The organism is Sphingomonas sp. UV9 (genome assembly GCF_004101245.1).
Classification (GTDB): Bacteria; Pseudomonadota; Alphaproteobacteria; order Sphingomonadales; family Sphingomonadaceae; genus Sphingomonas.
In genome coordinates, this window is sequence record NZ_SCIN01000001.1 from 1,163,939 (window position 1) to 1,177,787 (window position 13,849).

The 13,849-nt window shown below is 66.7% G+C and carries 15 protein-coding genes; 8 read left to right on the forward strand and 7 right to left on the reverse strand.

All coding sequences use genetic code 11. The features are described 5' to 3' along the window. Positions 1 to 54: 54 nt before the first annotated feature. Both EQZ23_RS05160 and EQZ23_RS05165 read left to right on the forward strand, forming a co-directional pair. A complete protein-coding gene (locus tag EQZ23_RS05160; protein WP_128453315.1) occupies positions 55 to 951 on the forward strand; it encodes a DUF3034 family protein in 897 nt (298 codons plus the stop codon). A gap of 12 nt (positions 952 to 963) precedes the next feature. After that, positions 964 to 1,434, forward strand: a complete 471-nt coding sequence (locus EQZ23_RS05165; RefSeq protein WP_128453316.1) for a group 1 truncated hemoglobin — start codon at positions 964 to 966, stop codon at positions 1,432 to 1,434. Between the two features lie 115 nt (positions 1,435 to 1,549). Here the strand turns inward: EQZ23_RS05165 and EQZ23_RS05170 are convergent, their stop codons facing one another. The 6 genes from EQZ23_RS05170 to EQZ23_RS05195 all read right to left on the reverse strand — a co-directional run bounded on the left by EQZ23_RS05170 (position 1,550) and on the right by EQZ23_RS05195 (position 7,498). Further along, on the reverse strand, positions 1,550 to 3,928 hold the full coding sequence (locus EQZ23_RS05170; RefSeq protein ID WP_128453317.1) for a TonB-dependent receptor: 2,379 nt from the start codon (positions 3,926 to 3,928) through the stop codon (positions 1,550 to 1,552). After that, positions 3,831 to 4,799 (reverse strand): FecR domain-containing protein, encoded by a 969-nt coding sequence (locus EQZ23_RS05175; RefSeq protein ID WP_056476042.1) that lies wholly within the window; start codon positions 4,797 to 4,799, stop codon positions 3,831 to 3,833. The genes EQZ23_RS05170 and EQZ23_RS05175 overlap by 98 nt, the downstream gene beginning before the upstream one ends. A 69-nt stretch (positions 4,800 to 4,868) precedes the next feature. Next, positions 4,869 to 5,435 carry a sigma-70 family RNA polymerase sigma factor gene (locus EQZ23_RS05180; RefSeq protein WP_128453318.1) on the reverse strand — a complete coding sequence of 189 codons (567 nt, stop codon included), beginning with the start codon at positions 5,433 to 5,435 and terminating at the stop codon, positions 4,869 to 4,871. Between the two features lie 305 nt (positions 5,436 to 5,740). Continuing rightward, positions 5,741 to 6,241, reverse strand: a complete 501-nt coding sequence (locus tag EQZ23_RS05185) for a hypothetical protein (RefSeq protein ID WP_128453319.1) — start codon at positions 6,239 to 6,241, stop codon at positions 5,741 to 5,743. 40 nt (positions 6,242 to 6,281) lie between these two features. Beyond that, positions 6,282 to 6,974, reverse strand: a complete 693-nt coding sequence (locus tag EQZ23_RS05190) for a VIT family protein (protein WP_056059408.1) — start codon at positions 6,972 to 6,974, stop codon at positions 6,282 to 6,284. Beyond that, positions 6,971 to 7,498 (reverse strand): DUF3833 family protein, encoded by a 528-nt coding sequence (locus EQZ23_RS05195; RefSeq protein WP_128453320.1) that lies wholly within the window; start codon positions 7,496 to 7,498, stop codon positions 6,971 to 6,973. The genes EQZ23_RS05190 and EQZ23_RS05195 overlap by 4 nt, the downstream gene beginning before the upstream one ends. Before the next feature lie 320 nt (positions 7,499 to 7,818). Between EQZ23_RS05195 and EQZ23_RS05200 the strand changes: the two genes are divergently transcribed. The 6 genes from EQZ23_RS05200 to EQZ23_RS05225 are packed head-to-tail and all read left to right on the forward strand — an operon-like array spanning position 7,819 to position 13,032. Continuing rightward, positions 7,819 to 8,349: a thermostable hemolysin gene (locus EQZ23_RS05200; protein WP_082441134.1), complete on the forward strand. Its 531-nt coding sequence runs from the start codon at positions 7,819 to 7,821 to the stop codon at positions 8,347 to 8,349. Next, positions 8,346 to 10,451 (forward strand): AMP-binding protein, encoded by a 2,106-nt coding sequence (locus EQZ23_RS05205; protein ID WP_128453321.1) that lies wholly within the window; start codon positions 8,346 to 8,348, stop codon positions 10,449 to 10,451. Before EQZ23_RS05200 ends, EQZ23_RS05205 begins: the two co-directional genes overlap by 4 nt. Further along, the gene (locus EQZ23_RS05210; RefSeq protein WP_128453322.1) at positions 10,438 to 11,217 is read left to right on the forward strand and encodes an SDR family NAD(P)-dependent oxidoreductase; all 780 of its coding nucleotides are present in this window, start codon (positions 10,438 to 10,440) and stop codon (positions 11,215 to 11,217) included. The genes EQZ23_RS05205 and EQZ23_RS05210 overlap by 14 nt, the downstream gene beginning before the upstream one ends. Beyond that, a complete protein-coding gene (locus tag EQZ23_RS05215; RefSeq protein ID WP_128453323.1) occupies positions 11,214 to 11,873 on the forward strand; it encodes a hypothetical protein in 660 nt (219 codons plus the stop codon). The genes EQZ23_RS05210 and EQZ23_RS05215 overlap by 4 nt, the downstream gene beginning before the upstream one ends. Next, a complete protein-coding gene (locus EQZ23_RS05220; RefSeq protein WP_128453324.1) occupies positions 11,870 to 12,496 on the forward strand; it encodes a class I SAM-dependent methyltransferase in 627 nt (208 codons plus the stop codon). Before EQZ23_RS05215 ends, EQZ23_RS05220 begins: the two co-directional genes overlap by 4 nt. After that, entirely contained in the window at positions 12,493 to 13,032 is a 540-nt protein-coding gene (locus tag EQZ23_RS05225; RefSeq protein WP_056059421.1) for a phosphatase PAP2 family protein, read from the forward strand. Before EQZ23_RS05220 ends, EQZ23_RS05225 begins: the two co-directional genes overlap by 4 nt. A 108-nt stretch (positions 13,033 to 13,140) precedes the next feature. Here the strand turns inward: EQZ23_RS05225 and EQZ23_RS05230 are convergent, their stop codons facing one another. Then, a complete protein-coding gene (locus tag EQZ23_RS05230; RefSeq protein ID WP_056059423.1) occupies positions 13,141 to 13,797 on the reverse strand; it encodes a DNA starvation/stationary phase protection protein in 657 nt (218 codons plus the stop codon). Between the last annotated feature and the right edge of the window lie 52 nt (positions 13,798 to 13,849).

The window sequence follows — 13,849 nt, forward strand, 5'->3', positions numbered from 1 at the left end:
GCTGGCCGGGCGCAGGAGACCGAGAATTAACCAATGGTCCCCATGAGATGCCGCATGATTCGCATCTCGCCCTCCACCGTCGCCGGGTTCATCGCCAAGTTCGCCGTGGCGACCCTGCTCGTGGCCGCGAGCCCCGTTGCGGCGCGCGATGGTCGTGCCGGAGGCAAGCTGATGCTGACCAACGGCGTCACCACGATCGAGGGTAGCTCGGGCGGTGGCGTCTCGACCTGGGCACTGATCGCCGGCAACGAGACCGTCGACGGGATCGGCGGCTCCGCCCATATCTCGGTCATCCTGCTGCCGGACTATCGGTGGGAAAGCCATGGCGTCGCGATCGGCATCCACGACCGGTTGGAACTGAGCTATGCGCGACAGAATCTCGATACGCGGGACGTCGGTGCAAAGCTCGGCATCGGCCGTGGCTACACGCTCAACCAAGACGTGTTCGGCGCCAAGCTGCGGGTCGCCGGCGATGCTGTCTATGGCAGCGCGTACCTCCCGCAGATCGCAGTCGGGGTGCAGTACAAGCACAATCTGGATGCGCCGATCGTCGCCGCGGTCGGCGGCCGCCATGCGAGCGGGACCGATCTCTACGTCGCCGCCACCAAGCTCCTCCTGCGGCAGAGCATCCTGCTCGGCACCACGATCCGCTACACGAAAGCCAACCAGAACGGCCTGCTCGGGTTCGGTGGCGATCGCGGCGGCAGCCGCACTGTCCAGGTCGAGAGCACGCTCGGCTACCAGATTTCGCGCCAACTGGTCGTCGGCGGCGAATATCGCTCGAAGCCCGACAATCTGGGGTTCGCCAGGGAGAATGACTGGAAGACCGCCTATGCCGCCTATGCGATCAGCAAGAACCTGACCGCGACCGCTGCCTATGTCGATCTCGGGTCAATCGCGACGGCGGAGCGACAGCGCGGCGGCTTCCTGTCGCTCCAGACCGCCTTCTAGGGGATATTCTCGATGCTCGTGCTTGCTCTGCTCGTCCTGCTCCAGACCGCGCCCGTGCCGCCGGGCGAGGATCCGGTCGCGCCCTATGCGATGAGCGACGCCAATGCGGGCGGCAGTCCGTTCAAGGGCGCTGCGATGCTCACGGCGTTTCACGGCGTGGCCGGCATCGACCGGATCGTCGACGACCTGGTGACCACGAGCCAGGCCGATTCCCGGATCGGCGACATCTTCAAGGGGCAGGACATGATCCGCCTCCGCCGCACGCTCAAGGAACAGTTCTGCGTCCTGCTGAATGGCGACTGCCAGTATACCGGTCGCGACATGACGACCGCGCACAAGAACCTCGGCATCCAAGCCAAGGACATGAATGCGCTGGTCGAAAACCTCCAGGCGGCGATGCGTCGCGAAGGCGTGGCGTTCGCCAGCCAGAACGCCTTCCTCGCCAAACTGGCGCCGATGAAACGCGATGTGGTCACGCGTTAGATCAACGACCCAAAAGAGGTCATTCCCGGCCTGCCTGCGACTGCTCTACTCCAGCCGTTCGTTCACATAGGCGAAGAAGCGGTTCCAGATGCCCCCCGGGAGCAGCTACGTCATTTCAAAGCCCAATCGCCAACCGCAGCGTGATCGTCCGCGGACGCACCGGCACGGTCTGCGTCATGCTGTCGAGCGTGAAAGGATTGCCGAAGCCGAAGCTATTGCCGCGGCTGTCGAGCAGGTTGGTGACGTCGATCGACCAGCGTCGCCTCCCCATGTCGATCGAGGCGCCGGTATCGATCGTCGCATAATGACCCGCCGGACGATCGAGCAGCGGATCGAAGCTCAGTCGCGTGCGGCCGATATACCGGGCGGAGGCATAGACCTGGGCAGGCAAGCCGCGGACGTCGAAGCTTCGCGAGGCGGCGAGCCGTGCGGATATGTCGGGCACCACGGGCAGCCGGCGATCGTCGTCATAGATCGTCACGCCGGACGAGGTGGAGGTGAGGCGCGCGCGCTGCAGCGTGGTGCCAAAATCGAGCGCGACCGGCGCAAGGTCGAGCCGGCCGCCGAGTTCCAGCCCGTAATTGACCGCGTTGCCCGCATCGATCGTCCCGAGCAGGCCGTCCGCGCCGACGGTGTCGCTGCGCAGATGCTCCCAGGTCGAGCCGAAGATCGCACCGTGCAGCGCAAGGCGGTCGCCGCCCACGCGGATTCGCCACCCAAGCTCGAGGCTTTGCAACTCGTCGCCGGGGATGCGGCGATCGTTGACGGGTGCAGTGCGGCTGACACCTGCCGGACGGACCGCGCTCGCATAGCGCAGCCAGACGAGACCGACATCGTCGCGATGCCAGCTGAGTGTCGCGCTGGGGGTAACGCCGACCCGCGCCGCGCGCTCGCGGTCGGGGTCGACCTGTTCGAGATGGCTGATGGTCGAGAACGCGCGCAGACCAAACTTGAAATCGAGCGTCTGCGTCAATTGCTGGGTGCCCTCGGCGAACACAGCGGCGTCGATCACATCCTCTTCGTCGCGCCGCGCGGTCACCGCAGGGGATCCGCCGGTGGAGAAGTACCGGCCGTTGAGTCGGCTGGTCGAATGCAGGATCGTCGCACCGACGATCCACGGATGGCGCGCGGTCAGATCGCTGACGCGGATCTCTTGCGACAGGAGTTGCGCCGAGCGATCCTCAATATAGGCTAGCGGCGCCGTCAGGCCGAGCGAGGACGCCAACACGCTGGCATCATAGCTACTGCCAAATTCTTGGTCGACGAATGCGGTCGTCGCCTGTGCGTCGAGCTTGCCGATCGGCCCCTGGAGGGTGAGCGTTGCCGCAGTGAAGTCATTGTCCTGCGGCTCGGCGATCCGGGTCGCGCGCGACAGGCCATCGGTCGCATATTGGCTGTCGCGCGCATCGATCCGCTGCGCGATGCCGCCAAGCGTCGCGTGCCAGTCGCCGAACGCCCAGCGCAACGCCGCCCGACCGCCGATCCGGCGTGTCCGATTGACGTCTCGGCGGTTGCGTCCGGTGTCGTCGATCCAGCCGGGCATCGTCTCGCTCCAGCCCGACGCGCGCAAAGCCAGCGTGCCGGGCAGGATCGGCACATTGACGATGCTCTCGACCGCACCGCCGAGCGAACCGTTGGCGACGCCCGTTCCCTCGATCGCTGCGCTACCGGTGAAGCGATCGAGATCGGGCGCGACCGTGACGATGCGGACGACGCCGCCCAGCGCACCGGTGCCGTAGAGCGTGCCTTGCGGGCCACGCAGCACTTCGACGCGGTCAACGTCGACTAACCGCAGATCGGGATCGGGCGCGGCATAGCCGATCCGCGCGTCGTCGAGATACAGGCTGACCAGTGACTGACTGGTCCCGTTGAACGCGCTGTCGGCGACGCCACGCAGGAAGATGCGGTCGCGACCGGGCCCCAGATTAGTCGAGAACGCGCTGTCAGCGCTTGCCATCACGTCGACCAGTCCCCGGCGCCCGGCGAGACGGCCGAGCACCTGCCCGCCCGCGATGCTGATCGAGGCGGGTAGATCGGAGAGGCGTTCGTCGCGCTTGCTGGCGGTGACGATGATGTCGCCGCTGGCGAGGTCGGGCGGCGTTACGCGGCGGCGGGGCGAACGCGAGATTTTTTGCGGAACCGCCTCGATCCGCCATGTGCTTGCGTCGACCCTGACGGCACGCAGCCCGCTGCCGGCCAGCATCCGCCGCAACGCATCGCCGACATCGCGCGCCCGATCGATCCGCCGGACGCGCAGATCGGGAAGCGATCCCGCCATGCCGATCGAAATGCCGCTCTGCCGCGCGAGCGCATCCAGCGCCGATCGCAACGTACCGGCCGGGATCGTCAGCCCCGGGCGTGCCTGCTCAGCGTGGGCCTGCTCAGCATGGGGCGCCTCAGCGTGAAGCGGCGGCGTCCAGATGCACCACGCCGCCGACGCGACGAGCGCGTATCGGCAGGACTGCGCGAAGCTGATCGACGAGCCGCGATCCATCACCAATCGTCAATACCCCGGAAAAACGCAGGTTCGCCGCGGACGGATCGACCATCAGCGGGGCGTCGGCATACCGCGATATGTCGGCGGCAACCAGCGCCAGCGGAGCGCCATCGTAATCGAGCCGTCCATCGGCCCAGTCCGAGACGCGGGCAGGATCGACGGTGCGGCGCTCGGCGATCTGCTTCGACGGCGTGATGTCCAGGTTTTGCCCGGCGTGCAGCATTGTCGTGTCCGCCGCCGACCCACCGATCGGCGTGACGTCCACCGCACCCTCCGCGACCGTGACCGCGACGCGCCCGCGCGCGTTAACGACGTCGAACCGCGTGCCGATATCGCGTATTTCATAGCCGCCGGCGCGCACCATCAGCAGGCGCGAGGGGTCATGGCGCACCGCGAAACTCGCCGCACCGTCCGCAATCTCGATCACCGGGCTCGTCCCGCCGCTGACCGACACGCGAGACCCGCGGTCGACCTGCATGCGGCTGCCATCGGCGAGCGTGACCGCGCGCGTTTCGCCGCGACCGGTCGTGTAGAGCTGTGCCGCCGTATCGGCCGAGGGGACGGCGATCAGCACCGCAAGCCCTGCCGCCAGCGCACCACCAGTGCCGAGCGCAGCCCAGCGCCAGCGCGGCGATCGTGCCGGCGTCGGCGTCTCGGCGACCATGTCGTCGTTCGCGGGCATCGCGGCTGCGATCGCGGGCGCGGCCTCGTCGATCTCGGCGTCCAGCACAGCGATGCTGTCATAGGCGCGGCGATGCGACGGGTCGGCATCGAGCCAGGCACCGAACGCCTCCCAGTCCATCTCCGGCGAATCGAGCCGGGCGTGCCAGGAGGCCGCGTCGTCGATCGCCGTGCGTATGTCCGTCATGCCGCCCTCCTTTCCCCACCCGAATGATAGACGCCGCCGCATGTATCGGACCGCAGTTGCTTGTCTCGATCAATCATCGAGCGCCTTTCTGAGGTGCCGGAGCGCGACCGCGACGTGTTTTTCGACCGCGCTGCGGGATATGCCCAGTTCGGCGGCGATCTCGGCATGCGATGCGCCGTCGATGCGGTGCCGTCGGAACACGCGCATTGCGCCTTCGGGTGGCCCCGACAGAGCAGCGACGAGCCGGTCGAGCCGCTCGCGCCCCATCGCCGCGTCGAAGGCGGACGGCGCATCGTCGATCGCCTCCGCGCCCATGACCGACGTCGTGACTTCGACATAGCCCGCGTCGCGCCGCTGCCGTCGCCCGCCGGCCCGTACCCGGTCGAGTACGATGTTCATGCCGACGCGGTGCAGATAGGCGAGCGGGTTCGCGATCGGGCCCGTCATGGGCTCGGCCACGTGCAGCCATATTTCCTGCACCACGTCTTCGGCCTCCGGGACGCTTCCCGTTCGCCCGGTGAAGAACCGGACGAGTTGCGGGCGGTTGGCCGCGAGCACCGCGGACAGGCCGGCGGGCGGGATCGGGTCGGCGTCGGCTACGACAGGGCTCCGCGGTTCAGGCGCCGAACCTGGCATTCACCTTGGCGAGCAATCGCTGCACGTCACCCTGGCGCCCGGAATCGGCAATCTCGTGGCATACTGCCCTCGTCCCAACAGGAAGTCGCGTCCGAAATATTGGAAACGATGTCACGCCGCCCGCCGATCGGACGGACCGGCGAGTCATTGCGCTGCCGGACGACGCGCGGCTGCCCGGTGAGCCGGCGGATATCGTGGTGTCCACCGCGCGCGCAAAGGACTGGCTGATGCAGCGCGCCGATCGCAGTAATTGACCCGAACCGCACCTGATCCTTGCAAGCCGCTGACGGCCGATCGCCAGCGTTTCAGGCCAGCAGGAGCAGAAGCGGCAACACTGCTCCCGCCACGAGAACGATCACCGACGTCCGGCGCATCGTCCGATTGGTGAGCGCGATGACGATACCGAGGATCGCCGACGCCAGCAGCCCGATCGACATCAGCACGACGAAGATCTTCAGGGGCAGCGGCGAGATGCGTGCGAACGGTCGATCCGCCCCGCGCCTTGCAGGGCCGGACAGCGATCCCGACGACATCTCGGTGGAAGGTCCCGACGCCGCCCCGGCGCGCGGTGCCGACGGCGTTAGACTGAGAGGCCCGCCGCGGTTCTCGCGCGGCAGCGACTGGTCCTTGTGCACGTTGGCCATCCAGACGATCCAGCCGGGCGGCGTGCCGCCATAGCCCTTCGCCTCCTGCAGGCGGAATGTCTGGAGCGCACCGCTCAGCGCGAACAATAAGATCGCGGGCGCGAAGAACATGCCCAAATAGAAATGATACTGGCGGATACGGCGCATCGTCTGGGCTTTCATCGCGGACTCCGGTGGCTGGCCTTGGCATAGGGCATGACGCTCATACCGCAGTGCCGACGAGATGCCCGATCCCGGCGGTCGCCGCCATCGCTGCCGCACCCCAGAGCAGCACGCGGACCGCAGGGCGGAACGGGCGGGCGCCCCCTGCCCTCGCGCCCACCACGCCGAGGATCGCGAGACAGACCAGCGTCGCGCCGATCACCACGACCAGCCGGTGCGGCGCCGGGGCGAGGGCCGCGACCGCGAGCGGCACGACCGCGCCGGTGACGAAGCTGATCGCCGAGGCGAACGCCGCCTGGACCGGGCGCGCCATGACGATTTCGGAGATGCCGAGCTCGTCACGCGCGTGGGCGCCGATCGCGTCATGCGCCATCAACTGCTCCGCGACCTGATGCGCGAGCGTCGGATCAAGCCCACGCGCTACATAGATCTGCGCCAGTTCGTCATGCTCGTGCGCCCAGTCGCTGGCGAGTTCGGCATGTTCGCGCGCAAGGTCGGCGGCTTCGCTATCCGCCTGCGAACTGACCGAGACATATTCGCCCGCCGCCATCGACATCGCGCCCGCAACCATCGCTGCCGACCCCGCGACAAGCACCGCGCCGGTGGTCGCACCCGACGCGGCGACGCCCGCAATCAGGCTTGCGGTCGAGACGATCCCGTCGTTCGCGCCGAGCACCGCCGCGCGCAACCAGCCGGTCCGCGAGACGAGATGGCGTTCGCTATGGACGTTCATGGCAACTTCCTAATGGTTTCCTCTAGCGTCGCGACGGTAACGCCCAACTTGCGGACGATGAGATGGTTCTGCGCCACCTGCCCATCGGACGACAGCCTCAGCCACTGATCGACGCACATGCCGCCCTTCATCGAAAATCCGAGGTGCAGCCGATTGCCCTCGACCTCCCCAGTTACCGGGCCGGAGGCGTCGGTCAGCGTACCCTTATAACGGCCGTTGCCGAGCGGCCGGATCCGCCACTGCCGATCGCGTGCGGGCTTACCCTGCTGTTCGATGTGCTGGTCGAGCAGCAGGATCCCGTCGGCGCCGACACGACCGATGCTGATCACGTGCGTCTTGACCGGCGCGTGCAGCACGATCTTGAGCGTGCCGACGCCATCGAGGCGGCCTGCGAAAAAACGCTCTGCGACGAAGCGCGGCGCGGCACCGGAGGTGTTGGCTACGGGTGGAGCGCCCGCACAGGTCGAGACGAACACGGCGAACGCTATCGCGACGGCTGGCCTCGAGGTCAAGAACGGCATCATCGCAGGGGCTTTCGGCAGGAGCGCGGTGTGGTCGAACGTCACGATTGCAACGTCCGATACTATGCTCAGTGCCAATATCTAAGCTATCAACGACCCTTGCGCCACCACCCGTTCCCTAAACTAAAGTTCATGGGACCGATCTACGCGCGGAAAGCTGATAATGATTATCATTTATTCCTCCGGCTTCTTTGAAAGGACAACTAAATCGTCGATTGTCCCCATTTGCCGACGTCAAATCGTCGTTAACTGATATTTTTTGTCAGCTTGGACTGAGGTCGTGACGTGCGAGCGGCGTCCCATCTGCATCTGGGAGGATGCATATGCACGACGCCGCGCTGATCGCGCTGATCCATGACCGTTACGCCGCCGTACACGGGGCCATCCCTGCGAGCGATTATCCGACCTACCTGACTGTCGGTGCGCCTGATTTGCCGCAAGCGACCCTCGGCTATCGACTGGCCGAAGCCGGCACCCTGTTTCTTGAGGGGTATCTCGACCGCCCAATCGAGGTGCTGTTGACCGAACGGTTCGGGCGACCGGTACCCCGCGCCCGGGTCGTCGAGCTCGGCGACCATGCCTCGCAGCGTCCCGGCGCGACGATAACTCTGTGGCACGAGGCGGCAGCGGCACTTGCCGGTCAGGCGGATGTCGCGGTCGCCGTACTGACCCGGCCGTTGCGGTCGATGTTCGCGCGCCTGGGTCTCGAGTTGATCGAACTCGCCCCCGCACGGATCGACGCGCTCGGCGCGGCCGGCGAGACCTGGGGGCGTTATTACCAGACCGATCCGGTCGTGTGTGCGGGCGACATAGCCACGTGTCGCGCGCGGCTCGACCGGAGTGTCCGCGCATGACGCGGCTGCTCGACGCGATCCTCGGCCATGCCGAACGCCGTCCCGATGCGATCGCAATCGATGGCACGAAACCGGTGACCTGGGCGACACTGGCGCTCACGCTCCCGCTGCTGGCGGAGGATCTGGCCGCGCGGTTTGCCGATGGCCGCCCGGTTGCGCTGCAGGTCGATCAGGGCGTGAGCGAATGTCTCCTCGACCTCGCCTTGCTCGAAGCGGGCATACGGACCATCCCCCTCCCTGCCTTTTTCACCGCCGCACAGACCGATTACGCACTCGACGCGGCGGGTGCGGAGATACTGCTGTCGGGGCCGGTGGCTGTATCGCTGGACGCCCATCCGAGCCTGCAGGTTCGCGAAGTTCGACGCAGCACACCCGCCCGCACGCTGCCCGACGGCACGGCACGCATTACCTTTACGTCCGGATCGACCGGCGACCCGAAGGGTATCTGCCTTTCGCGCGACCATCTCCTGAGCGTCGCGCAGGGGGTGGTGGATACGCTGGGTGTCCATCACGCCGGGCGGCATCTGCCGTTGCTGCCCCCGGGGATCCTGCTCGAAAACGTCGCCGGGTTCTATGCGACGATGCTGGCGGGTGGCACTTACGTCGCGCTGCCCCAGTCCGCGGTCGGCATGGCCGATCCGTTCCGCCCGGACGTCATGGCGATCCTCAACACGATCGAGCGGCAGGCGATTACGTCGCTGATTTTCGTGCCAGACTATCTTGCCGGCCTCGTCGCGTCGATGCGCGCGACCGGCATGCGGCTGCCACGCCTGACTTTAGTCGCGGTCGGGGGTGCGCGGATCGATCCGCTGTTGCTCGACGCCGCGGCGGACCTGGGGCTGCCGGTCCGCCAGGGTTACGGCCTTACCGAATGCGCTTCGGTCGTTTCACTCGACGACGGCGATCCGTCATCGCGCGGCAGCGTCGGCCGGAGCATCGGTGCCAATATCCTGCGCCTGGCCGACGACGGCGAGATCCTGATCGACGGGCCGCTTTTCCTTGGCACAGTCGGCGCGCCGCGCGCTCCCGGCCCGCTCGCGACCGGCGATCTGGGACGGATCGACGACGCCGGCCGGCTCTGGATCGAGGGGCGCAAGTCCGCACTCATCGTTACCAGCCACGGCCGCAACATCGCCCCCGAATGGGTTGAGGGAATATTGACGCGCCAACCCGCGATATTCCAGGCGATGGTACGCGGCGACGGGCGCGCGACGATCGACGCGCTGCTCGTCCCGTCATCACCGACCGCGGACGTCGAGGCCGCAGTCGCCGCCGCCAACGAAGCGCTCCCTGCCTACGCGCACATCGCGGACTGGCAGGTCGTCCCGCCGTTCACCCCCGCGACGGGACTTCTCACCGGCAACGGCCGCCTCCGCCGCGCCGCGATCGACACCGCCTATCCCGCCCAGGAGATTCCCATGGATCACACGCCTTCAGATGTGCCCTTCTTCAACCGCCTCGTTGCCGACACCCGCGAGGCACAGGCGCGGTTTGCGATGACCCCGCAACTCGTCGCCGGGATGACCGGACGGATCACGCGCGCGGATTACATCGCGTATCTGACGCAAGCGTTCCATCACGTCCGCCACACCGTGCCGCTCATGCAGGAGGCACGGGCCCGGCTTTCGCACCGACCGGTCCTGGTCGCCGCACTCGACGAATATATCGAGGAAGAGACCGGTCACGAATTCTGGATCCTGGAAGACATCGAAGCGGCTGGGGGCAACAGCTTGGCAGCGAGCAGAGCGCCCTCTCCTGCTACGCGCGCGATGGTCGAATACGCCTATCAAACGATCCGAGAGGGCAACCCCGCCGCGTTCTTCGGCATGGTCTATGTCCTAGAGGGCACCAGCATCGCGATGGCGAGCCACGGCGCCGGCGCGGTGCAGGCGTCGCTCGGGCTGCCCGACGACGCGTTTCATTACCTGACGTCGCATGGTGCGCTCGACCAGGACCACATGGTGTTCTTCGAAAAGCTGATGAACCGGATCGACGATCCCGACGACCAGCGCGCGATCATCGACATGGCCAACGCGATGTTCGCGCTGTTCGGCGGGCTGTTCGCCGGGATCGAGCTGGAGGCGACGCGTGTCCCAGCTTGACGCCCGCCATATTGTGCTGACCGGCGCGGCCGGCGGGCTCGGCGGCCTGCTCGCGTCCCGACTGCGTAGGCGCGGCGCGCACGTCACGGGGATCGACCGCGTCCCGTCGAGAGACTGCGACGATCATCTCGTCGCCGATCTCGCCGATCCGGGGGCGCTGGCCGACCTCACCAGCGCGCTCGGCGAGCGCCGTGTCGATATTCTCGCTAACGTCGCGGGGCTCCAATATTTCGGGCCCTTCGAGCGGCAGGGCGCGGCCGGCATCGCGCTCGGCTATGCGGTAAATCTTGTTGCCCCTGCTATCTTGGCGGGGGCAGTCGTACCGCAGATGATCGCACGCGGCGATGGCCAGATCGTCAATATCGGCTCGGTTATGGGCGCGGTCCCCTACCCCTATTTCACCGCCTACTCTAGCGCGAAGGCCGGGCTGAAGGGTCTTAGCCAGGCACTGCGTCGCGAACTCGGCGGGCGCGGGATCGCTGTCACGCACGTCGCCCCGCGAGCGGTCAGGACCGGCTTCAACACCGCGACGATCGAGCGTTTTATGGCGCTGACCAAGATGACCGCGGATGATCCCGACGCGGTGGCTGACCGCATCTTTCGCGCGATCGAGCGGCGCGAGCGCGACGTGTCGATCGGGCTGCCCGAGCGGGTCTTCACGCAGCTTAACGCGATGCTGCCCGGCGTCGTCGATCGCGGCCTCGCAAGCCAAGTGCTCACCGCGCGCGGCCTGTTCCAGGACTATTCTTCAGGAGCCTTATCATGATTGTCCGCTACGCTCTCGCCTTCGCCGCGCTCGCCTTTGCGGGGGCGGCCAACGCCAGCAACAATCCGGCAATGGACGCCGCGGTCCGCCGCATCAACGACCAATGGGCGCATATCCGCTACCAGGTTGCCGACCGAAACGAGCAATATCGCCAGCTCGACGCGCTTGCCGGCCAAGCCGCACAGGTATCAGCACGCTATCCCGGCCGCGCCGAGCCGCTGTTGTGGCAGGGGATCGTCGTCAGCGAGGAGGCGGCGCGCGCCAGCGTCCTCAAACAGCTCGGATTCGCCCGGTCGGCGCGCGACATCCTTGAAAGGGCGCAGGGCATCGACCCGAATATCGCGGACGGCGGCGTCAAGATGAGCCTCGGCGTGCTCTACTACAGAGTCCCCGGTTTTCCGATCGGCTTCGGCAGCACGGCGAAGGCTCGCGCGCTGCTAGAGGCGGCGCTGAAGCAGGATCCGAACGGCCTCGACAACAATTTCTTCTATGCCGACTTCCTCAACGACGAAGGGCACCCCGCACAGGCGAAGCAATATGTCCTGCGCGGACTCCAGGCGCCGGTGAACCGGGACCGGCCGGTCTGGGACGCAGGACGTCGTGCGGAAATGCGGGCGCTGCTCGGCAAGATCAACGCAAAGCTCAAGGCGGCGTGAACCCGCTCGCCGCTACCCTCGCGCGGCAGCTTGAGAACCCTAGCGGCGTGGGCGGTCGGCTGGTCGGGCATGCGATGCGCGTCGCCAACCGTCGGCCGACGCGCCTCGCGATCGCGGCGCTCGATGTCCGACGCGGCGATAGCGTTCTCGATTTCGGCTGTGGTACCGGCGACGCAATCCTCGCGCTGACGACGGCAGCGGGAGCAGGACGGGTTTATGGCCTCGATCATTCGCAGGACATGATCGACACCGCCCGCCGGCGTAACCCCGGCGCGGTTTTCTACCATGCGCCGTTCACCGACATCCCGATGCCCGATGAGTGCGTCGACCGCATCCTGGCATCCAACGTCGCCTATTTCTGGCACGACGATCGCCCGGTCCTTGCCGAACTGATGCGCGTGCTGCGTCCCGGCGGACGGCTCGCAGTCTATGCGACAACCGCAGAATCTTTGCGCCGCACGGGGATCGGATGCAGCAGCACGCACCGGCTGCTCACCGTCGAGGACTTTAGGAGCATGCTCGGACCGACCGCCGAGATTACCACGGTTAAGGCGGGGTTTGGCGTGGCGGGCATGATCGGAACTTTCGACAAATCACCGCAAAAAGGGACCCTGGCGGAATGAAGGTCAAGATTATCGCATTGCTGGTACTCGCGCCGGTGGCGTGGGCCGCCCCCGCCACCGCCGGTCCAAAAGGCTGGGCAGATGCCAGCGATATCGGCCGTGACCTGCTCGTCGGTGCCGCCCTCGGCGTGCCCGCTGTTCAGGGTGACTGGCGCGGCGATCTGGACGCGGGTGCCAGCGTGCTCGTCGCTGGCGGCACGACATTCGCGTTAAAGGAACTGATCCATGAAAGCCGCCCGGATCGTAGCGACGACAAGAGCTTCCCCTCCGGCCACACCTCGGTGTCTTTCGCCGCGGCGGCATCGCTCGAGAAACGCTACGGCTGGGAAGCGGGATTGCCCGCGTTGCTGGTTGCCTCGTTTGTTGGCGTCGCACGGGTCCGGGCCGACAAGCATTATGTCCACGACGTCCTTGCCGGCGCGGTGATCGGCAGCGCCAGCGGTTTCCTGCTGACCTCGCGCCACGACGACCGCGTCCGCCTGACGCCGTGGGCGGGCTCTGGCGGCGGCGGGATCGACGTCGCCATGCGGTTCTGAGCCATGCGCTTTTGACACGGTAGGTCAGGCTGCACGATTGCGCACCGGATCGCCCATCGGCGTGATGCCTCCCCACGAGACTGCACCACGCCAACGCTCGCCCTCTCCTTAGTTGATCGGCGCGCTCGGCGTTCCGGCGGGGGCAAGCGTGCGACCGTTGTTGAGGTCAGCACCCGTATTGGGATCGGTCGGCGTCGACTGGATCATTGCACGCATCTGCCACTGATATTTGTCGATCGCGTGCTGTACTTCCTGCAGCAGGTTGCCTGTGGTCGGATCGGTATCGTTGGTCGCTTTGATGCCCTGCCCCAGCTCGTCGCTGGTAACGCGGTAATATTGCGCAAACCACTGGATCACCTTGCCGTCGTCGACGAAACCGCCCGGGAATTCGGGAATGCGGCTGGTCCGGATGATCGTGTTGGCGCGCCCGTCGGACGAGACTCCTACACTCTGGAGACGCTCGGCGACTTCGTCGGCATATTTGGCAACGCCTTCGTAATGTTCCTGAAGAAGTTCGTGCAGCGGGTAGAACAACGTACCCGAGACGTTCCAGTGGGCCTGCTTGGTCTGCAGCTGGAGCTGCTGCAATTCGGTCAGCGCCTGCTGCAGGGCCTGGATCGAGTTGCGCAAATCGCCGGCTTGCGGTCCCGAATGGACCCGGTCGGTGACGCTGTTGAGTGGGAACGGGCCGGTCTGCGGCTGGGTCTGGGCCAGCGCGGGGGAGGCGAGCAGAAGCGAAGCCGTAGCCAGGAGAATATACCGCATGGATCGTCCTTTCGAGCGAGGAACGGCGGCGGATGCAGGACGAATTCCCCAT